The organism is Nocardioides abyssi (genome assembly GCF_030412915.1).
GTDB lineage: Bacteria > Actinomycetota > Actinomycetes > Propionibacteriales > Nocardioidaceae > Nocardioides > Nocardioides abyssi.
Window position 1 is genome coordinate 799,983 of the sequence record NZ_JAUHJR010000001.1, and the last position, 23,294, is coordinate 823,276.

The following is a 23,294-nucleotide window of genomic DNA, read 5'->3' on the forward strand; positions in this document are numbered from 1 at the left end:
CCCTCTCCCCGTGCGGCGCGCTAACGTGCGCGCCCGGGGACCCGGACGTAATGCACTACCGACGAAGGAGACCGCGGTGTACGCGATCGTGCGCGCAGGCGCCAAGCAGCAGAAGGTTGCCGTGGGCGACGTCATCGAGATCGACAAGGTCACGACGGCCGCCGGTGACTCCGTCACCCTGCCCGTCGTGCTCGTGGTCGACGGCGACACCGTCACCTCCGACGCCGCGGCGCTCGACAAGGCGTCGGTGACCGTCGAGGTCGTCGGCGCCACCAAGGGCCCGAAGATCATCATCCAGAAGTACAAGAACAAGACCGGTTACAAGAAGCGCCAGGGTCACCGCCAGAAGTACACCCAGGTCAAGGTCACCGACATCTCCCTCTGAGCCTCACCGCTCGAGGTCAGCAACCCACACCCAAGGACACGACATGGCACACAAGAAGGGCGCGGCGTCGACCAAGAACGGTCGCGACTCCAACGCGCAGCGTCTGGGCGTCAAGCGCTTCGGCGGCCAGGCCGTCAACGCCGGCGAGATCATCGTCCGCCAGCGCGGCACCCACTTCCACCCGGGCAGCGGCGTCGGCCGTGGCGGCGACGACACGCTGTTCGCGCTGGTTCCCGGTGCGGTCGAGTTCGGCACCCGCCGTGGTCGTCGCGTCGTGAACATCGTCCCGGGCGAGTGACCTGAGGCGACACATCGTCGGTCGGCACGCGCCGACCACCGTAGGGCGCCCCGGTTCCGGGGCGCCCTCCGTCATTTCTCCACGAAGTAGGTAGCACCATGGCCGTCCCCACGTTCGTCGACCGCGTGACCCTGCACGTCGCAGCCGGGCGCGGTGGGAACGGCGTCGCGTCCGTCCACCGCGAGAAGTTCAAGCCGCTCGGTGGCCCCGACGGCGGCAACGGCGGCCCCGGCGGGTCCGTCATCCTCCGCGTCGACCCGCAGATCACGACCCTCGTCGACTACCACCACAGCCCCAAGCGCCGCGCCGAGCACGGCGGCCACGGCGCGGGCGCGCACCGCAACGGCGGCCACGGCTCCGACCTGGTGCTCCCGGTCCCCGACGGCACGGTCGTCAGCCTCCGGGACGGCACCGTCCTCGCCGACCTGGTCGGCGGCGGCACCGAGCTGGTCATCGCCCAGGGCGGCCGTGGCGGGCTCGGCAACGCCGCGCTGGCCAGCAGCAAGCGCAAGGCCCCCGGGTTCGCGCTGCTCGGCGAGCCGGGCGAGGAGCTCGACATCGTCCTCGAGCTCAAGGTCGTCGCCGACATCGGCCTGGTCGGCTTCCCCAGCGCCGGCAAGTCCAGCCTGATCGCCGCGATGTCGCGGGCGCGGCCGAAGATCGCCGACTACCCCTTCACGACCCTCGTGCCGAACCTCGGCGTGGTCACGGCCGGCGACACCACGTTCACCGTCGCCGACGTCCCGGGCCTCATCGAGGGCGCCAGCGAGGGCCGCGGCCTCGGCCACGACTTCCTGCGCCACATCGAGCGCTGCGCGGCGATCGTCCACGTCATCGACACCGCCACCATCGAGCCGGGCCGCAACCCCCTCGACGACCTCGACGTCATCGAGAACGAGCTCACGCGGTACGGCGGTCTCGAGGACCGCCCCCGCCTGGTCGCGCTCAACAAGACCGACGTCCCCGACGGCTCCGACCTCGCCGACATCACCATCGACGACCTCCGCGCCCGCGGGCTGCAGGTCATCGCGGTCTCGGCCGCCTCCGGCGCCGGGATGCGCGAGCTGACCTTCGCGATGGCCGGCATCGTGGAGGCCGCCCGTGTGGCGACGCCGGTCACCGAGACCAAGCGGATCGTGCTGCGCCCGGCCGGTGCCGACGGCGGCGACGACTTCACGATCACCGCGACCAAGGAGGGCTGGCGCGTGCGGGGCACCAAGCCCGAGCGCTGGGTCCGCCAGACCGACTTCAGCAACGACGAGGCCGTCGGCTTCCTCGCCGACCGGCTCAACCGCCTCGGCGTCGAGGACAAGCTGGTCAAGCTCGGCGCGGAGGAGGGCGACACCGTCCTCATCGGCCACCCCGACAACGCGGTCGTCTTCGACTTCAAGCCCGGGATGGAGGCCGGCGCGGAGATGCTCGGCCGCCGCGGCGAGGACCAGCGCTTCGACGAGTCGCGTCCCGCGGCCCGCCGTCGCCGGGAGATCGACGAGCTGATGGACGAGCGCGGCGAGGGCGAGACCCGCGCCGACGTCGCCCGCCGCCTCGACCGGCCGGGCGGCCCGACGTCGTACGAGATCGGCGGCACCGACGACCCCGACTGGGCCGAGGACGACCCGGGTGAGTGAGGCGGTGGGCACCTCGGCGGCCCGCCCGGCGGTCACCGGGGCCAAGCGCGTGGTGGTCAAGGTCGGTTCGTCGTCGCTGACCACCGCCGCCGGCGGCATCGACCCCGAGCGGGTCAGCCGGCTGGTCGACGTGCTCGCGGCGACCCGCTCGCGGGGCACCGAGGTCGTGCTGGTCTCCTCCGGCGCCATCGCCGCCGGCCTGGCCCCGTTGGGCCTGCGCCGGCGCCCGCGCGGGCTCGCCGCCCAGCAGGCCGCGGCGTCGGTCGGGCAGGGCCTGCTGGTGCACCGCTACACCGAGGAGCTGGCCCGCCACGGCGTCGTCGCCGGCCAGGTGCTGCTCACCGTCGACGACGTGACCCGGCGCTCGCACTACCGCAACGCCCACCAGACCTTCGCCAAGCTGCTCGAGCTCGGCGTGCTGCCGATCGTCAACGAGAACGACACCGTCGCGACCACCGAGATCCGGTTCGGCGACAACGACCGCCTCGCCGCGCTCGTCGCGCACCTGGTCCACGCCGACCTGCTGTTGCTGCTCTCCGACGTTGACGGGTTGTACGACGCCGCGCCGTCCGCCCCCGGCAGCCGGCTGCTCACCGACGTGGTCGACGACGCCGACCTGGCTGCCGTCGACATCGGCGGCACGGGCTCGGCCGGGGTCGGCACCGGCGGCATGCGCACCAAGGTCGACGCCGCCCGCATCGCCACCGGCGCCGGCATCCCGGTCGTGCTCACCTCCGCCGACCAGGCCGGCCCGGCGCTGGCGGGGGAGCAGGCCGGCACGCTCTTCCACGCCACCGGCCGCCGCCGGCCGACCCGGCTGCTGTGGTTGGCCCACGCGACCGAGCCGATGGGCTCGCTCGTGCTCGACGCCGGCGCGGTCCGCGCGGTCGTCGAGCGGCGCGCGTCGCTGCTGGCGGCCGGGATCACCGGCGTGACCGGCTCCTTCCACGCCGGCGACCCCGTCGACGTGGTCGGCCCCGACGGTGCCGTCGTGGCCCGCGGCCTGGTCAACTTCGACGCCGAGGAGCTGCCCGGGCTGCTCGGTCGCTCCTCGCACGACCTGGCGCGCGAGCTCGGCGCGGCGTACGAGCGCGAGGTCGTCCACCGCGACGACCTCGTCCTGGTCTGAGGCCCCGCCGGTGGTCCGACGCGCGCTGGCGGCGCTCGGCTGGTGGCTGCGCGACCACGCCGGCCTCGTGCTGGTCGCGCTCCTCCTCCTGCCCGCCGCGGTCCTCACCGGCCTCCGGCTGACCGACGCGTCCTGGGGCCCGGCCGTCCGGCTGACCTCGTTCGTCCCCTACGCGCTGCCGTTGTACGCCGCCGCGCTGGTCGTCGCCGGCATCGGCCACGCCCGGTGGCGCACCCGCGGGCGGCTCGTGCCGGTGGTGCTCGCGGTGGCGGGCCTGGCCGCGCACGGCTGGTGGGTCGCGCCCTACTGGCTCGGCCCCAACCCGCCCGCGCCCGGCGGCGCCGACCCGCTGGTGGTCGTGACGGCCAACCTGTTCCAGGGCGAGGGCGACGCGCTGGGGCTGGTCGAGCTCGCCAGCGCCGAGCAGGCCGACCTGCTGGTGGTCAACGAGGTGACCCGGCCGGCGCTGCGGCAGATGCGCGCGGCCGGCGTGGCCGACGTGCTGCCCTACGCGGTCGGCGGGCCCGAGGCGGACCCCGTCGTCGGCACGATGGTGCTGAGCCGGGTCCCGCTGTCCGAGCCGGTCCGCCTGGACACCCCGCTGGCGTCGTACCGGGTGGACGTCGGGGGACCGGGCGGCCTGACCCTGCTCGCCGTCCACCCGTCGGCTCCGCTCGACGTCGCCGACTGGCGCCGCGACCACCGCACCGTGCGCCGCGCGGCCGTCCGGGTCGACGCCGACCTGGTCGTCGGCGACCTCAACGCGACCCTCGACCACGCGCCGGTGCGCCGGCTGGTGGAGGCGGGCTACCGCGACGCGGTCGAGCTCGCCAACGCCGGCTTCCAGCCCACCTGGCCGGAGAACGGGCTCTTCGGCCCGCTCGGCTTCCTCCCCGCCCTCGTCGCCATCGACCACGTCATGATCGGCGAGGACCTCGCCGCCCGCTCGGCCCGCACCGTCGCCCTCGGCGGCACCGACCACCGCGCCGTCGTCGCCGAGCTCGCCCGCAAGTGAGCGGCGCAGGGGTGCGCCGTAGGCTGGGGGCGTCATGACCAGCAGGACCGTCTACCTCGACCACGCCGCGACCACCCCGATGGTCCCCGCGGCGGTGGAGGCCATGACGAGGCGGATGCTCGAGGTCGGCAACCCCAGCTCGCTGCACGCCTCCGGCCGCACCGCCCGCCGCGTCGTGGAGGAGTCGCGCGAGACGATCGCGCAGGCGGTCGGCTGCCGGCCCGGCGAGGTCGTCTTCACCTCCGGCGGCACCGAGGCCGACAACCTCGCGGTCAAGGGGGTCTTCTGGGCCCGCCGCGACGCCGACCCGCGCCGCACCCGCGTGCTGACCACCGCGATCGAGCACCACGCCGTGCTCGACGCCGTCCACTGGCTCGAGGAGCACGAGGGCGCCGAGGTCGAGCTGCTCCCGGTCGACCACCACGGCGTGCTCGACGTCGAGGCCCTGCGCGCCGCGGTCGAGCGGGACCCCGGCACCGTCGCGCTCGTGTCGGTCATGTGGGCCAACAACGAGGTCGGCTCGCTGCAGCCGCTCGAGGACGTCGTCGCGGTCACCGGCCCCCACGGCATCCCCGTCCACACCGACGCCGTGCAGGCCGTCGGCCAGGTGCCGGTCGACTTCGCCCGGGTGGGCGTCGACGCGCTGACGCTGACCGGCCACAAGGTCGGCGGCCCCTACGGCGTCGGCGCGCTCGTCGTGCGCCGCGAGCTCGGCGTGACCCCGATCGTCCACGGCGGCGGGCAGGAGCGCGACATCCGCAGCGGCACGCTCGACGTGCCCGCGATCGCCGGCTTCGCGACCGCCGTCGAGCTCGCGGTCAAGAACCAGGCCGAGCACGCCGCCCGCGTCTCCGCGCTCCGCGACGACCTGGTCCGCCGCGTCGTCGCGCAGGTGCCCGACGCCCACCTCCACGGCGCCCCGATCGACGGGCCGGGGGTCCGCCGGCTCCCCGGCAACGCCCACCTCGGCTTCCCCGGCTGCGAGGGCGACTCGCTGCTGATGCTGCTCGACGCGCGCGGCATCGAGTGCTCCACCGGCTCGGCCTGCTCCGCCGGCGTGCCGCAGGCCAGCCACGTGCTGCTCGCGATGGGCTGCGACGAGGAGTCGGCCCGCCACTCGCTGCGCTTCTCCCTCGGCCACACCAGCACCGCGGCCGACGTCGACGCGGTCGTCGAGGCCGTCGCGCCCGTCGTCGAGCGGGCACGGGCCGCACGCGCATGAGGGTCCTCGCCGCCATGTCCGGTGGCGTCGACTCCGCCGTCGCCGCTGCCCGCGCCGCCGAGGCCGGCCACGACGTCACCGGCGTGCACCTGGCCCTCTCGCGCAACCCCGCGTCGTACCGCTCCGGTGCCCGCGGCTGCTGCACGATCGAGGACAGCAACGACGCGCGGCGGGCGGCGGACGTCATCGGCATCCCGTTCTACGTGTGGGACATGAGCGAGCGGTTCCACGAGGACGTCGTCGAGGACTTCATGGACGAGTACGCCGCGGGGCGCACGCCCAACCCGTGCCTGCGGTGCAACGAGAAGATCAAGTTCGCCGCGGTGCTCGACCGGGCGCTCGCCCTCGGGTTCGACGCGGTCGCGACCGGTCACTACGCGCAGCTGCGCACCGGGGCCGACGGCCTGGTCGAGATGCACCGCGCGGTCGACGGCGGCAAGGACCAGTCCTACGTGCTCGGCGTGCTCGACCAGGAGCAGCTGCGCCACTCGCTCTTCCCGCTCGGCGACACCCCCAAGGCGCTCGTGCGCGAGGAGGCGGCCCGCCGCGGGCTGCTCGTCGCGGACAAGCCCGACAGCCACGACATCTGCTTCGTCGCCGACGGCGACAACGCCGGCTGGCTGCGCGAGAAGCTGGGCGAGCGCGCCCCCAACCACGGCGGCGACATCGTCGACGACGCGACCGGCGAGGTGCTCGGGCAGCACGGCGGGACCTACGGCTACACGATCGGGCAGCGCAAGGGGCTGCGGATCGGCACGCCCGCGCCCGACGGCAAGCCGCGCTTCGTCCTCGACATCGAGCCGGTCTCCGGCACCGTCCGCGTCGGCCCGCGCGAGCGGCTCGCGGTCACCGGCCTGCACGGCACCCGCCCGCGCTGGTGCGGCACCGTCCCCACCGCGCTCGCGGGCCCCGGCGTGACCGTGCAGCTGCGCGCCCACGGCGACGAGCACCGGGCCCGCGTCGAGGTCACCCCCGACGGCGAGGTCGAGGTCGAGCTGCTCGACCCGGCGTACGGCATCGCGCCCGGCCAGGCCGTCGTCGTCTACGACGGCACGCGCGTGGTCGGGTCGGCCACCATCACCGCCACCGACCGGGTCGCCGCGTGAGGGCCACCGGCGTCGGCTCGCACCCGGGCGAGGACCAGCAGGCCCTCGACGAGGCCGTCCGCGTCGTGCTCGGCGAGCTGGGGGAGGAGCCGGGCCTGCCGTACCTCCCCGAGGTCCCCGGCCGCGGCGCCACGGCCACGATGACCGGTCGCGGCCTGGCCGTGCTCGAGGGCCTCGATGCCGACCTCCAGCCGGCCGGCTGGCGCCTGACCGGGTCGTCGGGCTCGCCGGGCGTCGACCACCGCCGCACCCGCAGCCTGCTGGCCCAGGACCTCGACACCCTCGAGGAGCGGGCCCAGGCCTTCACGGGCACCTTCAAGGTCCAGGTCTGCGGTCCGTGGACGCTCGCCGCGACCGTCGAGCGGCCGCGTGGCGACAAGCTGCTCGCCGACCACGGCGCCCGCCGCGAGCTGGCGCAGGCGCTGGCCGAGGGCGTGCGGGCCCACGTCGCCGACGTACGCCGCCGGCTGTCGTCGCTCGAGCGGCTCGTCGTGCAGGTCGACGAGCCGGCGCTGGCCGCCGTCGTGTCCGGCTCGGTCCCGACCGCCTCCGGCTTCGGCCGCCACCGCACCGTCGACCTGCCCGAGGCCTCGCAGGGCCTGGAGTGGGTGCTCGGCGCGATCGAGTCCTCCGGCGCCGAGCCGTGGGTGCACGCCTGCGCCCCCGGCACGCCCTGGGGGCTCGTGCGCGGGGCCGGTGCGCGGGGGCTGTCGGTGGACCTCGGCGTGCTCGCCGCGGCCGACCACGACGTGCTCGCCGAGGCGCTCGAGGCGGGGGAGTCCGTCGTGCTCGGCGTCGTCCCCGGAACCCGCCCGGCCACCGAGGCGGGCGACGCGCAGGTCACCGAGCGGGTGCTGCGCTGGCTCGACATGCTCGGCCTGGACCCCGAGGAGCTGCCCGGCCTGGTCGTGTCGCCGACCTGCGGGCTGGCCGGCGCGGACGCGGCGTACGCACGCGCGGCGCTCGCCCTGGTCAGGACGAGCGCCGCGAACGTGCAGGCGGGTTGAGCCCCAGCCGCTAGCCGACGTGGACCCCGCCCTCGGGGCCGTCGGTGGCCAGCTCGGTGTGCTTGACGTTGAGCAGCGTCCAGATGAGCGCCGAGCCGATCAGGATCATCACCGAGCCGGTGAGGAACGCCGCCGAGGCGCCGTCGGTGAACGACCCGACGAACGTCAGCCCGCCGATCGCCTCCGGGTCGAGCCGGCCGCCCGAGGCCTGCGCCAGCTGGGGTGCCAGGTCGTCGCCGGTGCGGGTCGCGAAGTGCAGCGAGACGGTGCTGAGGACCGCCAGGCCGAGCGCGCCGCCGACCTGCTGCATGGTGTTGAGCACGCCCGAGCCGATCCCGGAGTCCTCCGCCTTGACGTGGTGCACGGCGGTCAGGGTCATCGGCACGAAGGTCAGGCCCATGCCGACCGCCATCAGCAGGATGAACGGGAACAGCGAGGTCCAGTAGTTGAGGTCCGAGCCGACGTGGCCGCCGGACGCGGCGGCGTCCAGCAGCGCCTTCGCGGAGTCGTTGACGTCGAGCCGGGAGAAGCCGAACAGTGCGACCGCGGCCATCAGCGTGCCGGTGCCGGCGATGTAGCGGGCGTCGATCCGGCTGACCAGGTTCGAGGAGATGCCCGCGCCGAGCACGATGCCCAGCGAGAACGGCAGGAACGCGAAGCCGGTCCGCAGCGGGCTGTAGCCCACGACCTGCTGGATGAACAGGCTGAGGAAGTAGAACATCGCGAACATCGCCGCGGGGACCAGCATCATCACGACGAAGCTGGTGGCGCGGGTGCGGTTCTGCAGGATCCGCACCGGCAGCAGCGGGTGGCTGACCCGCGACTCGACGACCGCGAAGACGACGAGCAGCACGACGCCGGCCGCGAGCGAGGCGATCGTGGTGGGGTCGCCCCAGCCGTGCGCCTCCTCGCCGGCGCGGGTGAAGCCGAACACCAGGGCGAGCAGGCCCAGGGTGCCGGAGAGGGCGCCGGGCACGTCGAGCTGGCCGGGGTGCGACTCGGACTCGGGCAGGAAGCGCGGGGCGAGCAGCGCCGCGGCGATGCCGATCGGGACGTTGATGAGGAAGGTCAGCCGCCAGCCGTTGAGGTCGACGCCGAGCAGGCTGTCGACGCCGAAGACGCTGTCGAGGCCGGTCAGCCAGCCACCGAGGATCAGGCCGACCGCCGCGCCGGCGCCGGACATGGCGGCGTACACCGCGAACGCGCGGTTGCGCTTCGGGCCGGCCGGGAACGTCGTGGTGATCAGCGCCAGGGCGGCGGGCGAGGCGAGCGCCGCGCCGAGGCCCTGCAGGCCACGGGCGCCGAGCAGCAGCGGCTCGTTGGTCGCGAAGCCACCGAGCAGCGAGGCGACCGAGAAGACGAGCAGGCCGAGCATGAAGATCCGACGGCGGCCGTAGAGGTCACCGAGGCGGCCGCCGAGCAGCAGCAGGCCGCCGAAGGCGAGCGCGTAGCCGGTGACGATCCAGGTCAGGTTGGCCTCGTCGATGTCGAGGTCGGCGCCGATGTAGGGCAGGGCGATGTTGGCGATGCTCGCGTCGAGCACGACCATCAGCTGGGCGACCGAGATCAGCACGAGCGCCCAGCCGAGGTGATGGCTGCGTCCCGACGCGGGCTCGGCCACCGCGGTGCCGCCGGCGGCGGGCTCGGTGGTGGTGGGGTCGGACATGGGTGGTCCTTCTCTCTCAGCGGCCGCGGGTCGCGGCGGGCAGGACGATCTGGTCGATGACACGGGCGACGAGCTCGGGTGTGGGCTCGTCGCCGAGGACGAAGACGCGGTGGAGGACGATCCCCGGCAGGGCCGTCTCCAGGAGGTCGAGGTCGACGTCGTCGGCGACCTCGCCGCGCTCGCGGGCGCGCTCCCACACCTGGCGGGAGACGGCGCGCTTGGCGGTGACGACCTGCTCGCGCCATGCGGTGGCGAAGTCGGCGTCACGGGCGATGGCGGTGACCACGCTGCCGAGCAGCGCGACCTGTGCGGGGTCCATCAGCCCGTCGCCGGGGGAGGCCCCGCAGAAGAGCTGCTCGAGGTCGCCGCGCAGGCTCCCGGTGTCGGGCACCTCGGTCGGGGTCTTGGTGGCGTGCAGGGCGTCCACCACCAGCCGGGCCTTGTTGGTCCAGCGGCGGTAGAGGGTCGCCTTCGACGCGCGGGCACGGGTGGCGACAGCGTCCATCGTGAGGCGGTCGTAGCCGACGTCGCCGAGCACCTCCAGGGTCGCCGCGAGGATCTCCTGCTCGCGGTCGCCCTCGACCCGCGGGCGGGCTGCGTTGGCGTCGGTTCCGGCGGGGACCATGGGCTCCTCGTCGCTCTGGCTCGGTGTCTTGGTGGTGTCTTGCTGGTGTCGTGCTGCGGTGATGGAACGGAACCGTTCCGTTCCATCGGGGGTGCAACCGGGCCGCCGCCGCCCGTATTCCGCTGGTCTGGACCGGTGGGTCCGTCGGGTTGTCGGTGGTGACCGGCAGGATGTGCCCATGACCGATCCGACCCCGGCGAGCGAGGACGCGCGCGAGGAGCACCGGCGCCTGTCCGAGGAGATCGACGACGCCCGGTGGCGCTACTACGTGCTGGACTCCCCGACGCTCGCCGACGCCGACTTCGACGTCCGGATGCGCCGGCTCGAGGAGCTCGAGGAGGAGCACCCCGAGCTGCGCACGCCCGACAGCCCGACCCAGAAGGTCGGCGGGGCCGTCTCCACCGAGTTCACCGCGGTCGACCACCTCCAGCGCATGGAGAGCCTCGACAACGCCTTCTCCTTCGAGGAGCTGGAGTCCTGGCACACCCGCCTGCGCCGCGACGGCGTCGACGACCCGGCGCTGCTGTGCGAGCTGAAGGTCGACGGCCTGGCGATCAACCTGCTCTACGAGGACGGGCGCCTGGTCCGCGCGCTGACCCGCGGCGACGGTCGCACCGGTGAGGACGTCACCCCCAACGTCCGCACCATCGACTCGGTCCCCGACCGGCTCACCGGCACCGACGAGCACCCGGTCCCGCGGCTGGTCGAGGTCCGCGGCGAGGTGTTCCTGCCCGTGGACGCCTTCGAGCGGCTCAACGAGGCGATGACCGAGGCCGGCAAGCCCGTCTTCGCCAACCCGCGCAACGCCGCGGCCGGCTCGTTGCGCCAGAAGGACCCGCGCGTCACGGCCACCCGCGCGCTGGGCATGGTCTGCCACGGCCTGGGCAAGCGCGAGGGGTTCGAGCCGCGCGCCCAGTCCGCGGCGTACGACGCGTTGCAGGCGTGGGGGCTGCCGACCTCCGACCGGGTGCGGGTCGTGGAGTCCCTGGCCGAGGCGCAGGAGTTCATCGAGCACTACGGCGAGCACCGCCACGACGTGGAGCACGAGATCGACGGCGTCGTGCTCAAGGTCGACGACGTGGGGCTGCAGCGGCGGCTCGGGTCGACGAGCCGGGCGCCCCGCTGGGCGATCGCGTTCAAGTACCCGCCCGAGGAGGTCAACACCCGGCTGCTCGCCATCGACGTCCAGGTCGGCCGGACCGGCCGCGTCTCGCCGTTCGGGCTGATGGAGCCCACGCGCGTCGCCGGCTCGACGGTGGAGAAGGCGACGCTGCACAACGCCCACGAGGTCCGGCGGAAGGACGTCCGGCCGGGCGACACCGTCGTCCTGCGCAAGGCCGGCGACGTCATCCCCGAGATCGTCGGCCCGGTGCTGGCGCTGCGGCCCGAGGGGCTCGCCGAGTGGGAGATGCCCACCGACTGCCCGGCCTGCGGGACCCCGCTCTACCAGCAGAAGGAGGGCGACCGGGACCTGCGCTGCCCCAACCACCAGTTCTGCCCGGCCCAGGCGCGCGAGCGGGTCTACCACGTCGCCGGGCGCGGGGCGTTCGACATCGAGGGGCTGGGCTACGAGGCCGCGACCGCCCTGCTCGACGCCGAGGTGATCGGCAACGAGGGCGACGTCTTCGACCTGACCGAGGAGGCGCTGCTGCGGGCGCCGCTGTTCACCCGCGCCCCGAAGAAGGGGGAGGGGGACGGGCCCGTCCTCAACGCCAACGGCCAGCGGCTGCTGGCCAACCTCCACGACCGCAAGCAGGTCCCGCTGTGGCGGGTGCTGGTCGCGCTGTCGATCCGCCACGTCGGGCCGACCGCCGCGCGGGCGCTGGCCCAGGAGTTCGGGTCGATGGAGCGGATCCGTGCCGCGTCCGAGGCCGAGCTCGCGGCGGCGGAGGGCGTCGGGCCGACGATCGCCGAGGCCGTCATCGAGTGGTTCGGCGTCGACTGGCACGCCGACATCGTCGAGAAGTGGACGGCCGCCGGCGTCGCGATGGCCGACGAGCGCGACGAGTCCACGCCTCGCACCCTCGAGGGGCTCACGATCGTGGTGACCGGCTCGCTCGCCGGCTTCAGCCGGGACGAGGCCAAGGAGGCCGTCCTCGCCCGCGGCGGCAAGGCGGCCGGGTCGGTGTCGAAGAAGACCGACTTCGTCGTCGTCGGCGAGAACGCCGGGTCCAAGGCCGACAAGGCCGAGCAGCTCGGCCTGCCGATCCTCGACGAGGACGGGTTCCGGGCGCTGCTCGACGGCGGCCCCGCCGCGGTCCGTCCCGCCGACGACGCCGATCCCGGGGCCTGAGCCCCGGGATCGGACGGGCTCAGGCGGCGGCCAGCTTCTCGGCGACCGTCAGCGCGCGGACGACCAGGTGGTCGAGGGCGGCGTGGTCGGTGTCGTCGAGGTCGGTGGACTGGCCGGTGACCTTGCCGACGCCGTACGGGTTGCCGTCGTCGAACTTCAGCGGGTCGGTGTAACCCGGCGGGACGATGATGCCGCCGAAGTGGGCGAAGGTCGTGTGCATCGCGAGCAGCGTCGACTCCTGGCCGCCGTGCTTGGTCTGGGACGAGGTGAACGCGGTGTAGACCTTGTCGGCCAGCTTGCCCTGGCCCCACAGCGGGCCGAGCGTGTCGATGAACGCCTGGAGCTGGCTGGTGACGTGCCCGTAGCGGGTGGGGGAGCCGAAGACGACCGCGTCGGCCCAGTCGAGGTCGTCCGGGCTGGCGACCGGCTGGCCCTCGACCTCGCGGCGGTGGGCCGCCCACGCCTCCTGGCCCTCGACGACCTCGTCGGGGGCGGTCTCCGCGACGTGGCGCAGCCGGACCTCGGCACCGTGCTTCTCGGCGGCCTCCGCGACGCGCTGGGCCATCGCGTGGGTCGTGCCGTAGGAGGAGTAGTAGACGATCGCGAGCTTGGTGCTGGTCACTGGAGCGGTCTCCGTCCGATGGGGATCAGGTCAGATCAGTTCAACCTTCAACCTTCCGGTGCCCGACCGCCCTCCGGGCAAACGAGCCCGGCTCCTAAGATCGACCCCATGCCTGAGATAACGCGTGACGAGGTCGCGCACCTGGCGGACCTCGCCCGGATCGACCTGGACGACGCCGAGCTCGACCACCTCGCGCCGCAGCTGTCGGTGATCCTGGAGTCCGTCGCCTCCATCAGCGGTGCGGCCGGTGACGACGTCCCCCCGACGTCCCACCCGCTGCCCCTCACCAACGTCTTCCGGGAGGACGTCGTGACCCCCTCGCTCACCCCCGAGCAGGCGCTCGCGATGGCGCCCGCCGTCGAGCAGCAGCGCTTCGCCGTGCCGCGGATCCTGGGGGACGAGCAGTGAGCGCGCCCGAGACCCGCACCGCGGCCCAGCTCGCTGACGCGCTCGCCGCGGGGGAGACCACCTCGGTCGCCCTGACCCAGGCCCACCTCGACCGGATCGCGGCCGTGGACGGCGACGTCCACGCCTTCCTCCACGTCGACGCCGAGGCCGCGCTGGCCCAGGCCGCCGAGTCCGACGCCCGCCGTTCGGCCGGCGCGCCCGCCTCGCGCCTGGACGGCGTACCCGTGGCGGTCAAGGACGTGCTGACGACCGTCGGCATGCCCACCACCTGCGGCTCGAAGATCCTCGAGGGCTGGCTGCCGCCGTACGACGCCACTGTCGTCACGCGCCTGAAGCAGGCCGGCCTGCCGATCCTCGGCAAGACCAACATGGACGAGTTCGCGATGGGCTCCTCCACCGAGCACTCCGCCTACGGCCCCACCCGCAACCCGTGGGACCTCGACCGGATCCCCGGCGGCTCCGGCGGCGGCTCGGCCGCGGCCGTCGCCGCCTTCGAGGCCCCGCTCGCGCTCGGCACCGACACCGGCGGCTCGATCCGCCAGCCCGGCGCCGTCACCGGCACGGTCGGCGTGAAGCCGACGTACGGCGGGGTCTCGCGCTACGGCCTGGTCGCCATGGCCAACAGCCTCGACCAGGTCGGACCGGTCACCCGCACGGTGCTCGACTCCGCGCTGCTGCACGAGCTGATCGGCGGCCACGACCCGCGCGACTCCACCAGCGTCGACCAGCCGCTGCCGGCGCTCGTCGCCGCGGCCGAGCAGGGCGCCCTCGGCGACCTGACCGGCCTGCGGGTCGGCGTCATCAAGGAGCTGCAGGGCGAGGGCTACCAGGCCGGCGTCCAGGCGCGCTTCACCGAGGCCGTCGAGTTGCTGGTCAAGGCCGGCGCCGAGGTCGTCGAGGTGTCCTGCCCGAGCTTCGTGCACGCGCTGGCCACCTACTACCTGGTGATGCCGTGCGAGGCGTCCAGCAACCTCGCCAAGTTCGACGCCATGCGCTACGGCATGCGGGTCCTCCCCGACGGCGTCGACAACCCGAGCGCCGAGGAGGTCATGCGCGCCACCCGCGACGCGGGCTTCGGCGACGAGGTCAAGCGCCGGATCATCCTCGGCACCTACGCGCTGTCCAGCGGCTACTACGACGCCTACTACGGGCAGGCGCAGAAGGTCCGCACGCTGATCAGCCGCGACTTCGCCGCGGCGTTCGAGCAAGCCGACGTGCTGGTCTCGCCGACCGCGCCGACCACGGCGTTCAAGCTGGGCGAGAAGCTCGACGACCCGCTGGCGATGTACCTCAACGACCTCGCCACCATCCCCGCCAACCTCGCCGGCGTGCCGGGCATCTCGCTGCCCAGCGGGCTCGCCGACGAGGACGGTCTCCCGGCCGGCTTCCAGGTGCTCGCGCCCGCGCTCGCCGACGACCGGCTCTACCGGGTCGGCGCCGCGCTGGAGGCCGCGCTGCACGAGCAGTGGGGCGGCCCGCTGCTGGCGAAGGCCCCCACCCTCGAAGGAGGCACCCGATGAGCACGAGCACCCGCGAGGCGATGCTGCCCTGGGACGACGTGCTGGCGGCGTACGACCCCGCCCTGGGCCTGGAGGTCCACGTCGAGCTCAACACGGCCTCGAAGATGTTCTGCGGCTGCCCGACGGAGTTCGGCGCCGAGCCCAACACCCAGGTCTGCCCGACCTGCCTGGGGCTGCCCGGCGCGATGCCGGCGGTCAACGGCAAGGCGGTGGAGTCGGCGATCCGCATCGGGCTGGCGCTCAACTGCGAGATCGCCGAGTGGTGCCGGTTCGCCCGGAAGAACTACTTCTACCCGGACATGCCGAAGAACTTCCAGACCTCGCAGTACGACGAGCCGATCGCGTTCGAGGGCTACATGGACGTCGACGTGGACGGCGAGACCTTCCGCGTCGAGATCGAGCGCGCGCACATGGAGGAGGACACCGGCAAGTCGCTGCACGTCGGCGGCGCGACCGGGCGCATCCACGGTGCGGAGTACTCCCTCGTCGACTACAACCGCGCCGGCATCCCCCTCATCGAGATCGTCACCAAGCCGATCCGCGGGGCGGGGGAGAAGGCGCCGGAGATCGCCAAGGCGTACGTCGCGCAGCTGCGCGAGCTGATCGTCGCGCTCGGCGTCTCCGACGCCCGGATGGACCAGGGCTCGATCCGCGCGGACGTGAACCTCTCGCTCGCGCCGAAGGACTCCGGCGCCCTCGGCACCCGCACCGAGACCAAGAACGTCAACTCGCTGCGGTCGGTCGAGCGGGCGGTGCGCTACGAGATGCAGCGCCACGGCGCGATCCTCTCCGGCGGCGGCTCGATCCTCCAGGAGACCCGCCACTGGCACGAGGACACCGGCATCACGACCAGCGGTCGCGAGAAGTCCGACGCCGAGGACTACCGGTACTTCCCCGAGCCCGACCTCGTCCCCGTCGCGCCGTCGCGCGAGTGGGTCGAGGAGCTGCGCGGCACGCTGCCGGAGAACCCGACGCAGAAGCGGGCTCGCCTGCAGGCCGCGTGGGGCTTCTCCGACCTGGAGATGCGCGACACCGTCGGCGCCGGGGCCCTCGGCCTGGTCGAGGAGACCATCGACGCGGGTGCCACCCCGGCTGCCGCGCGCAAGTGGTGGCTCTCCGAGCTCGCCCGCCGCGCCAACGAGGCCGGCACCGAGCTCGCCGGCCTCGGCGTCTCCCCGCTCGACGTCGCCCGGGTGCAGGCCCTGGTCGACGCCGGCTCGATCAACGACAAGCTGGCGCGCCAGGTCTTCGACGGCCTGATCGCCGGCGAGGGCACCCCGGACGAGGTCGTGGAGAAGCGCGGTCTCGCGATCGTCTCGGACGAGGGCGCGCTCTCGACCGCCGTCGACAACGCGATCGCCGCCAACCCCGACGTCGCCGACAAGATCCGCGACGGCAAGGTCGCGGCCGCCGGTGCCCTCATCGGCGCAGTGATGAAGGAGATGCGTGGCCAGGCCGACGCCGGTCGCGTCCGCGAGCTCATCCTCGAGAAGCTGACGTAGGTCGCTGTGGCCGTGAGGTTCATCGGGGCCCCGATGAACCTCACGGTCCCCCGACGAAACTTCATCGGGGGACCGTCAGCTCCGACGGGGCCCCGACAAACCTGACGGCCCGGCCGCGTCCCGGCGTGTGACGCCTGTGACTGGAGTGACGACGGCGTACCCTGGCGGCCGCGGGCGTGGGGGCCCGTTCGTTCTCGCTTGCCGTCAGGAGTGAAGTGTCCGTCGTCCGTCGCACGGGGGGTCTGCTCGCGCTGAGCACGGTCCTCGCCCTGGTCCTCACGCTCACCGTGACGTTGGTGGGGGCGGTGCCGCTCGGCACCGCGGCGCACGCCGCGCCGACCCCTGCGGTCGCCACCGCGCCGCTGTCAGCCGGCCCGTCCCAGGTCCGGGTCCAGACGCGGGCCCAGGCGCTCGCGCCGCTGGTCCGCAAGGGCCGGGGCCAGGGTTGGAAGCCGCGGGCGGGGGTGCTGTTCAACAACCCGCTCGGCAAGCGCCAGCAGCGCCGGCGGATCGTGCGCCAGGTGATCCGGGCGATCGACCACACCCCGCCGCGGGCGGAGATCAAGATCGCCAGCTGGAACGTCCGCAACGCCGGCATCACCCGCGCGCTGGCCTCGGCCCACCGCCGTGGCGTCTCGGTGCGGCTGATCATGTCCCGCGGCAACCTCGGCACCAAGGAGGACCCCAACCCGGGCGTCCGCCGCCTGGTCCACGAGCTGTCGGTCAACGGCAACAAGGCGCGCCGGCAGGTGCGGCGCAGCCACGTGAAGTCCTGCGTGAGCTCCTGCCGCGGCACCACCGGCATCTCGCACTCGAAGTTCTTCCTCTTCAGCCGCACCGGCTCGGCGCGCTGGGTCGTGATGAACGGCTCGTTCAACGCCACCGACCTGGCCTCGAGCAACCAGTGGAACGACGTGTACGTCGTGCGCGGCAAGCCGCGCATCTACCGCGCGTTCCGCACGACCTTCGCCGAGATGTGGCGCGACAAGCCGGTCAAGAAGGCCTTCACCCGCACGCGGGTCGGCCCGGTGACCGCGTTCTTCTACCCCTACGCCGGTCCGCGGGCCAAGCGGCTCGACCCCGCGCTGAGTGAGCTGAAGGCGGTCCGTTGCCGCGGCGCGCGCAACACCTCCGACGGCCGGACGCGCGTGCGCATCGCGATGACGAGCTGGTTCGGCGAGCGCGGCACGCGCCTGGCCTGGCGGGTGCGCCGCATGCAGAACAACGGCTGCGACGTGAAGATCGTCTACGCGGTCATGGGCAACGAGGTGCTGCGCATCCTGCGCCGCGAGGGCCGGCGGCCGGTGCGGCTGCAGCAGGTCGTGCAGGACTTCGACGGCGACGGCGTGTACGACCGCTACCTGCACATGAAGGTGCTGACCATCAAGGGCCGCTACCGCGGCAACCGCAACGCGACCGTCGTCGTCAACGGCTCGGCCAACTGGTCGCCGGCGGTGCTCAACAGCGACGAGGCCGTGCTGCGGATCCGCCGGGCGCCGGTGCTGCGTGCCTACAACCGCCGGATCGACAAGCTCTACCGCAACCCGCCCGACCCCGGCCTGATCGCGCCCGTGCTCGGCCGCCGGCTCGGGATCATCGACCCGTACGCCGAGATCGAGGTCGACTGAGCCACGCGCCGCCGGTCACGGCCGGGGCTCGCGCCGCGGCGTACCGTGACCGCATGCGTGCAGCCCCAGCGGCCCTGGCCGTCGCCGCGACCGTCCTGCTCCTGCCGCTCGCAGCCGGGGCAGCCTCGCCGGCCCGCGTGCTGGCGGGCACGCCCGGCGACGACCGGATAGTCGGCACGAGGGCCGCGGACTCGATCAAGGCCAAGGCCGGCGACGACCGGGTGCGCGGCAGGGGTGGCGACGACGTGCTGCTCCTCAACGCCGGTGCCGACACCGGCGAGGGCGGGGCGGGGGCCGACAAGCTCAACGGGGGTCCGGGGATCGACCTCCTGCGGGGCATGGGCGGCGCCGACCGGCTCGTCGGTGGCCCGGATGCCGACCGCCTGCTGGGCGGCGGTGGTGCCGACTGGTTGCAGGGCAGCGACGGCGACGACGTGGTCGACGGTGGCCCGGGCGACGACCACCCGCAGGGCGGGCCGGGGCAGGACCGCGTCGTCGGGGGGACCGGCGACGACGAGCTCGACGGGGACAAGGGCGACGACCTGATCGACGCCGGCCCGGGCGACGACCAGGTGACCGGCGACGAGGGCGACGACGTGATCCGTCCCGGCGACGGCGCGGACGAGATCTACGGCGAGGAGGGCGACAACGAGGTCATCGCCACCGACGACGGCGTCCGCGACGACATCTGTTGCGCGGCGCTCGGCGGCCCGCCCGGACGGATGACGTACGTCGGCGCGCGCGACCCGCTCGACGTGCTGCGCAACTGCGTGGTCACCGTCGTCCCCGGCTGACCTCACGCGCCGCTCCAGCCCCACGAGCAACATCGCCACGGGCAGTCCTGCACATATCGGGGGAGATCTGCCCCGATATGTGCAGGGGTCACCGGTTAACCGGTGACTCCTGCACCCGCGACCACCCGCGACGCCCGCGGCCGACCTGCCCGGGGGCACCCTGGTCCGCGCGGTGGCGGGCGGCGCTTGTTACGGTCGATCGGCAGCCTTGCCCACGACCGAGCCGATCCCGGGGTGCCTCGTCGATGAACAGCCGCTCGCCCGTCCGACCCGTCCGCGCCACCGTGCCGGGCCTCCTCACCGCAGCGACCGCGGTCCTCGCGACCCTCGCGCTGCTGGTGGGGCCGCTCTCCGTGCCGGCCCAGGCCGCGAAGTACACGCCCAAGGCCGGCGTGCGGGTCAACAACCCGCTCGGTGACCGCGAGGCGCGCCGGATGGTCATCGGCCACGTCATCCGCTCCATCGACGCCGTGCCGAGGAAGGGGCAGATCCGCGTCGCGAGCTGGAACATCCGCAGCGATGACATCGTCGACGCGCTCATCCGGGCCCACAAGAACCGCAAGGTGGGCGTCAAGGTCGTGATGGACCGGCTCAACGCCAACCCCGAGAACCCCAACCGCGGCGTCAACCGGCTGCAGCGCGAGCTGGGCAAGGGCAACGGCTCCCGCAAGGCCGCGCTGCGCAGCGGGCTGCGCAAGTGCGTGAGCGCGTGCCGCGGCCCGGGAGGCATCGCGCACTCGAAGTTCTTCCTCTTCAGCCAGGCCGGCAAGGCCAGGTGGGTGACGATGAACGGCTCGTTCAACGCCACCGACCTCGCCGCCCACGGGCAGTGGAACGACATGTACACCGTGGTCGGCCGCAAGGCGGTCTACCAGGAGATGCGGACCGTGTTCAACCAGATGTGGAAGGACAAGAACGTCAAGCAGGGCTACCGCTACAAGTCCTTCACCAAGGGCCTGGAGACGATGGTCTACCCGTGGCGCGGGTCGGGGACGCAGGGCGACCCCGTGCTGAAGGAGCTGTCGAAGGTCTCCTGCAAGGGCGCCCGCAACACCGGCAACGGCCGGACCAAGCTCCGCATCTCGATGACCTCCTGGCACGGCGACCGCGGGAAGAAGATCGCCTGGGCGGTGCGCCGCAAGCAGAACAGCGGCTGCAAGGTGAAGATCATCTACGCCGTCGCCGGCAACGAGGTGCTGCGCATCCTGCGCCGCGAGGGACCCTCGCCGGTGCCGATGCGCCAGGTCACCCAGGACTTCAACGGCGACGGGGTGTACGACCGTTACCTGCACACCAAGGTGCTCACCGTCCGCGGCCACTACGGCAAGGACCGCAAGGCGACCGTCACCCTCAACGGCTCGGCGAACTGGTCGCCGGCGTCCCTGCCCAGCGACGAGGTCCTCATCCGCCTGCGCGCGCCCGGGCCGCTGAAGAAGTACAACGCCTTCGTCGAGCGGTGGTTCAACAACCCGCCGGCGCGCAGCGTCGCCGCCCGCGGCACGACCGCCCGGTCCGCCGGGCCGTCAGGGGAGGCCGCACCGGTCGAGCTGCCCGAGCACCTGCCGCTCGGCACCCGGATCAACGGCGTCGACCCGTACGCGAAGCTGCAGGCCGGCTGACGTGCAGTAGGCTCCCGCCGACAACCACACATCGTCCGCAACCAGGGGAAGCCGGTCCGAGTCCGGCGCTGACCCGCAACCGTAGGCCGACGGTCCCAGCTCCACGGGGACCACGCGGCGAGCCGGAGCACCTGCTGCGCGACGCCTGATCACACGCTGTCGAGGAACGCAGCGGGTGGCCGAAGCCGGTTCCCCGGCCGAGTCCTCCCGTTGTCGCAGCGGGAAGGACCACCGTGCACCAGCACCTCGCGCGCCGCACCGGCGCGCTGCTCGCCGTCACCGCCCTGGGGGCGGCCGGCCTCGTCGCCTCACCGGGCGCCGCCACCGCCGCACCCGTCCCGGGCGCCGACCCGGCACCCACCACCGCCGCTGCGGGCTGGCTCGCCGGGCAGCTCGAGGGCGGTCTGCTGACCTACACCTCGGGCGGGTTCGAGACCACCGACGTCGGGCTCTCGATCGACACCGCGCTGGCCCTGCGGGAGGTCGGCGGCCAGGACGCCGCCGTCACCGCGGTCCGCGACGCGGTCGCCGCCGGGCTCGACGGCTACATCTCCGGTGACGCGTTCGGCGACCCCGGCAGCACCTACTCCGGCGCGGCCGGCAAGGCGCTGGTCCTGGCCACCGCCACCGGCGGTGACCCGGAGGCGTTCGGCGGCACCGACCTGGTCGCCCGGGTCGAGTCCGTCACGGACGACGCCACCGGCCGGACCGCCGACGTCAGCCAGTACGGCGACTACGCGAACACCCTCGGCCAGTCCTTCGCGGCGCGGGGGCTGGCCGCGGCCGGCAGCCCCGAGGCCGCCGCGGCGACCGACTTCCTGCTCGACCAGCAGTGCGAGGCCGGGTTCTTCCGCCAGGCGTTCTCCGACGCGGATGCCGCTGACCAGACCTGCGACGGCACGGACGGCGCGGTGCCCAGCGTCGACGCCACCGCGACCGCGGTGCTGAACCTGCTGGCCCGGGACGACGCCGCCGACGAGGCGATCGCCGACGCGGTCGACCGGGCGGCCGCCTGGCTGGCCTCCGCGCAGCGCCCCGGCGGAGCCTTCGGCGCCGACGACCAGATCGAGACCCCCAACGCCAACAGCACGGGCCTCGCCGGCTGGGCGCTCGGCCTCGCCGGCAACGCGGAGCCCGCCGAGAGGGCCGCGGCCTGGCTGCGTGCCCACCAGCTGACCAACGTCGGGGCCTGCACGCCGTTCCGCGCCGCCGACGTCGGTGCCGTCGCCTACGACGACGGAGCGCTGGCGGGCGCCCGCAAGGACGGCGTCACGACCGGCACCGAGGGGCAGTACCTCCGCGCCACGGCGCAGGCCCTGCCGGCGCTCCAGTGGGCGCCGGACCGCGGGATGTACGGGGTCGTGGAGATCGACCGCACGCGCACCGTCCGCGCGGGCAAGAAGGTCCGGGTGCAGTTCCTCGACTTCGGGCCCGGCAGCAAGGTCTGCATCGCGCTCGGCAAGCAGCGGCGGCTCTCCGACGTCGGGTTCACCGGCCTCGCCTCTGTCGACCTGACCATGCCGCGCGGCACCGCGAAGCGGACCGTGACGGCGACGGCCGAGGACGGCAGCACGCTGCGCCGCACGTACCAGGTCCTCGACGCAACACGGCTCAAGGTCACTGCGAAGAAGCAGCGGGTCGCCCGCGGCGCCGTCCAGGTCGTCAAGGTCCGAGGCCTCACCGCCCGAGAGCCGGTGCGGGTCCTGGTCGCCGGCCGGACCGTCGACACGGGCCAGGCCAACGCCAAGGGGCGCTTCACCGCTCGCTTCAAGGCCGCCGGCAGCGGTCGCACGACGGTGGCCGTGCAGGGCCGGTTCGGCAACCGCAAGGGCACCGCGACGTACCGGGTGACCCGCTGATGCTCCGCGGCCTCCTGGCCCGCCTCGCCGCCGCGACCCTCGTGGTCGCGGCCGGCGGGGCGGTCGCCGCGCCCGCCCCGGCGTCGGCGGCCGCCTGCACGAGCAGCACGGGCGTCACCGTGGTCGTCGACCACAACGAGCTCGGCGGCGGCGTCCAGCAGGTCTGCGTCGCTGGCGGCGGCGGGGACACGGCCGCCGCGTCGTTCGGCGCAGCGGGCTACCCGCTCACCTACGCCCAGCGCCAGCCCGGCTTCGTGTGCCGCGTCGGCGGCGTCCCGGCGAGCGACCCGTGCGTGAACACCTCGCCGACCGACGCCTACTGGGCGCTCTACTGGTCCGACGGCACGAGCGGTTCCTGGACCTACGCCTCTCTCGGCGCCGGGAGCCTGACCGTGCCGGACGGGGCGTACGTCGCCTTCTCCTGGCAGGGCTCGTCGACCAAGAGCCCGCCGAGCGCCACGCCGGCGCCGCACCGCCCCGCGGCCTCGCCCACCCCCTCGACCGGACCGACCACGACGCCCGGCCAGGCCGGGCAGGGCGGTGGGTCGGGTGCCTCCGGTGGCTCGCGCGGGCCCCGGGGCTCGGGCACGACGCCGGCGACCCCGGCCGGCCCGGGCGCGACCACCCCGGCGTCGCCGTCGGCCTCGGCATCGACGGGGCCGGACGCCGGCACCGACGGCCGCGGCCAGGGCGGCCGGAAGGGCGACAAGACGAGCGACAAGGGCGGCAAGAAGGGCGACCGGTCCTCGGGCGACGCCCCGACCTCGTCGACCTCGGAGTCCCCGGGGGTCGACCCTGGCGAGCCGACCGAAGCCGAGACCGCGCCGGCGGCCGCGGTCGAGGACCCTGACGACGGGCTGCCCGCCTGGGTGCCGCTGGTCTTCGTCGTGCTGCTGCTCGGGGCGGTCGTCGTGGTCGTCCTGCGTCGGCGGGTCGGCACCGAGGGATGAGCTGGAGCTGAGCACGAG

20 protein-coding genes are annotated in these 23,294 nt (G+C 73.9%); 17 read left to right on the forward strand and 3 right to left on the reverse strand.

What is annotated here, in order from left to right; genetic code table 11:
- Nucleotides 1-76 precede the first annotated feature (76 nt).
- From rplU to QWY29_RS03980, 8 genes are all read left to right on the forward strand, one after another.
- On the forward strand, nt 77-385 hold the full coding sequence (rplU, locus tag QWY29_RS03945) for a 50S ribosomal protein L21 (RefSeq protein WP_300959345.1): 309 nt from the start codon (nt 77-79) through the stop codon (nt 383-385).
- Nucleotides 386-428: 43 nt separating this feature from the next.
- Nucleotides 429-683, forward strand: a complete 255-nt coding sequence (gene rpmA, locus QWY29_RS03950) for a 50S ribosomal protein L27 (protein WP_166189404.1) — start codon at nt 429-431, stop codon at nt 681-683.
- Between the two features lie 98 nt (nt 684-781).
- Nucleotides 782-2,311: a GTPase ObgE gene (obgE, locus tag QWY29_RS03955; protein WP_300959346.1), complete on the forward strand. Its 1,530-nt coding sequence runs from the start codon at nt 782-784 to the stop codon at nt 2,309-2,311.
- On the forward strand, nt 2,304-3,440 hold the full coding sequence (gene proB, locus QWY29_RS03960; RefSeq protein WP_300959347.1) for a glutamate 5-kinase: 1,137 nt from the start codon (nt 2,304-2,306) through the stop codon (nt 3,438-3,440). Before obgE ends, proB begins: the two co-directional genes overlap by 8 nt.
- 10 nt (nt 3,441-3,450) lie before the next feature.
- Complete coding sequence (locus tag QWY29_RS03965; RefSeq protein WP_300959348.1) at nt 3,451-4,455, forward strand: endonuclease/exonuclease/phosphatase family protein; 1,005 nt, start codon at nt 3,451-3,453, stop codon at nt 4,453-4,455.
- A 34-nt stretch (nt 4,456-4,489) separates the two neighbouring features.
- Nucleotides 4,490-5,677, forward strand: a complete 1,188-nt coding sequence (locus QWY29_RS03970; protein ID WP_300959349.1) for a cysteine desulfurase family protein — start codon at nt 4,490-4,492, stop codon at nt 5,675-5,677.
- Nucleotides 5,674-6,783: a tRNA 2-thiouridine(34) synthase MnmA gene (mnmA, locus tag QWY29_RS03975; protein ID WP_300959350.1), complete on the forward strand. Its 1,110-nt coding sequence runs from the start codon at nt 5,674-5,676 to the stop codon at nt 6,781-6,783. Before QWY29_RS03970 ends, mnmA begins: the two co-directional genes overlap by 4 nt.
- Nucleotides 6,780-7,790, forward strand: coding sequence for a uroporphyrinogen decarboxylase/cobalamine-independent methonine synthase family protein (locus QWY29_RS03980; RefSeq protein WP_300959351.1), 1,011 nt, complete (start codon nt 6,780-6,782; stop codon nt 7,788-7,790). The genes mnmA and QWY29_RS03980 overlap by 4 nt, the downstream gene beginning before the upstream one ends.
- Nucleotides 7,791-7,800: 10 nt before the next feature.
- Here the strand turns inward: QWY29_RS03980 and QWY29_RS03985 are convergent, their stop codons facing one another.
- The gene (locus tag QWY29_RS03985; protein WP_300959352.1) at nt 7,801-9,456 is read right to left on the reverse strand and encodes an MFS transporter; all 1,656 of its coding nucleotides are present in this window, start codon (nt 9,454-9,456) and stop codon (nt 7,801-7,803) included.
- Between the two features lie 16 nt (nt 9,457-9,472).
- Nucleotides 9,473-10,081: a TetR/AcrR family transcriptional regulator gene (locus tag QWY29_RS03990; RefSeq protein ID WP_300959353.1), complete on the reverse strand. Its 609-nt coding sequence runs from the start codon at nt 10,079-10,081 to the stop codon at nt 9,473-9,475.
- Between the two features lie 178 nt (nt 10,082-10,259).
- On the opposite strand from QWY29_RS03990, the gene ligA reads away from it, so the two are divergent.
- On the forward strand, nt 10,260-12,374 hold the full coding sequence (ligA, locus tag QWY29_RS03995; protein WP_300959354.1) for an NAD-dependent DNA ligase LigA: 2,115 nt from the start codon (nt 10,260-10,262) through the stop codon (nt 12,372-12,374).
- A gap of 19 nt (nt 12,375-12,393) precedes the next feature.
- Here the strand turns inward: ligA and wrbA are convergent, their stop codons facing one another.
- Entirely contained in the window at nt 12,394-12,996 is a 603-nt protein-coding gene (gene wrbA / locus QWY29_RS04000; RefSeq protein ID WP_300959355.1) for an NAD(P)H:quinone oxidoreductase, read from the reverse strand.
- A 108-nt stretch (nt 12,997-13,104) separates the two neighbouring features.
- On the opposite strand from wrbA, the gene gatC reads away from it, so the two are divergent.
- From gatC to QWY29_RS04040, 8 genes are all read left to right on the forward strand, one after another.
- Nucleotides 13,105-13,404, forward strand: coding sequence for an Asp-tRNA(Asn)/Glu-tRNA(Gln) amidotransferase subunit GatC (gene gatC, locus QWY29_RS04005; protein WP_300959356.1), 300 nt, complete (start codon nt 13,105-13,107; stop codon nt 13,402-13,404).
- Nucleotides 13,401-14,924 carry an Asp-tRNA(Asn)/Glu-tRNA(Gln) amidotransferase subunit GatA gene (gene gatA / locus QWY29_RS04010; RefSeq protein ID WP_300959357.1) on the forward strand — a complete coding sequence of 508 codons (1,524 nt, stop codon included), beginning with the start codon at nt 13,401-13,403 and terminating at the stop codon, nt 14,922-14,924. The genes gatC and gatA overlap by 4 nt, the downstream gene beginning before the upstream one ends.
- Nucleotides 14,921-16,426 (forward strand): Asp-tRNA(Asn)/Glu-tRNA(Gln) amidotransferase subunit GatB, encoded by a 1,506-nt coding sequence (gatB, locus tag QWY29_RS04015; RefSeq protein WP_300959358.1) that lies wholly within the window; start codon nt 14,921-14,923, stop codon nt 16,424-16,426. Before gatA ends, gatB begins: the two co-directional genes overlap by 4 nt.
- Before the next feature lie 215 nt (nt 16,427-16,641).
- The gene (locus tag QWY29_RS04020; protein WP_300959359.1) at nt 16,642-18,054 is read left to right on the forward strand and encodes a phospholipase D-like domain-containing protein; all 1,413 of its coding nucleotides are present in this window, start codon (nt 16,642-16,644) and stop codon (nt 18,052-18,054) included.
- 53 nt (nt 18,055-18,107) lie between these two features.
- Entirely contained in the window at nt 18,108-18,848 is a 741-nt protein-coding gene (locus tag QWY29_RS04025; RefSeq protein WP_300959360.1) for a calcium-binding protein, read from the forward strand.
- A gap of 245 nt (nt 18,849-19,093) precedes the next feature.
- Nucleotides 19,094-20,467 carry a phospholipase D-like domain-containing protein gene (locus tag QWY29_RS04030; RefSeq protein WP_300959361.1) on the forward strand — a complete coding sequence of 458 codons (1,374 nt, stop codon included), beginning with the start codon at nt 19,094-19,096 and terminating at the stop codon, nt 20,465-20,467.
- A 233-nt stretch (nt 20,468-20,700) separates the two neighbouring features.
- Nucleotides 20,701-22,326, forward strand: coding sequence for a prenyltransferase/squalene oxidase repeat-containing protein (locus QWY29_RS04035; protein WP_300959362.1), 1,626 nt, complete (start codon nt 20,701-20,703; stop codon nt 22,324-22,326).
- Nucleotides 22,326-23,276 carry a hypothetical protein gene (locus QWY29_RS04040; RefSeq protein ID WP_300959363.1) on the forward strand — a complete coding sequence of 317 codons (951 nt, stop codon included), beginning with the start codon at nt 22,326-22,328 and terminating at the stop codon, nt 23,274-23,276. The genes QWY29_RS04035 and QWY29_RS04040 overlap by 1 nt, the downstream gene beginning before the upstream one ends.
- Nucleotides 23,277-23,294: the final 18 nt, after the last annotated feature.

Bases quoted from the DNA above. Each gene is read 5' to 3' on its own strand.
- obgE (WP_300959346.1), top strand. From the start codon at position 782: ATGGCCGTCCCCACGTTCGTCGACCGCGTGACCCTGCACGTCGCAGCC.
- QWY29_RS04040 (WP_300959363.1), top strand. From the start codon at position 22,326: ATGCTCCGCGGCCTCCTGGCCCGCCTCGCCGCCGCGACCCTCGTGGTC.
- gatB (WP_300959358.1), top strand. From the start codon at position 14,921: ATGAGCACGAGCACCCGCGAGGCGATGCTGCCCTGGGACGACGTGCTG.
- QWY29_RS03990 (WP_300959353.1), bottom strand. From the start codon at position 10,081: ATGGTCCCCGCCGGAACCGACGCCAACGCAGCCCGCCCGCGGGTCGAG.
- rpmA (WP_166189404.1), top strand. From the start codon at position 429: ATGGCACACAAGAAGGGCGCGGCGTCGACCAAGAACGGTCGCGACTCC.
- QWY29_RS03985 (WP_300959352.1), bottom strand. From the start codon at position 9,456: ATGTCCGACCCCACCACCACCGAGCCCGCCGCCGGCGGCACCGCGGTG.
- ligA (WP_300959354.1), top strand. From the start codon at position 10,260: ATGACCGATCCGACCCCGGCGAGCGAGGACGCGCGCGAGGAGCACCGG.
- QWY29_RS03970 (WP_300959349.1), top strand. From the start codon at position 4,490: ATGACCAGCAGGACCGTCTACCTCGACCACGCCGCGACCACCCCGATG.
- QWY29_RS04025 (WP_300959360.1), top strand. From the start codon at position 18,108: ATGCGTGCAGCCCCAGCGGCCCTGGCCGTCGCCGCGACCGTCCTGCTC.
- QWY29_RS04030 (WP_300959361.1), top strand. From the start codon at position 19,094: ATGAACAGCCGCTCGCCCGTCCGACCCGTCCGCGCCACCGTGCCGGGC.
- gatC (WP_300959356.1), top strand. From the start codon at position 13,105: ATGCCTGAGATAACGCGTGACGAGGTCGCGCACCTGGCGGACCTCGCC.
- mnmA (WP_300959350.1), top strand. From the start codon at position 5,674: ATGAGGGTCCTCGCCGCCATGTCCGGTGGCGTCGACTCCGCCGTCGCC.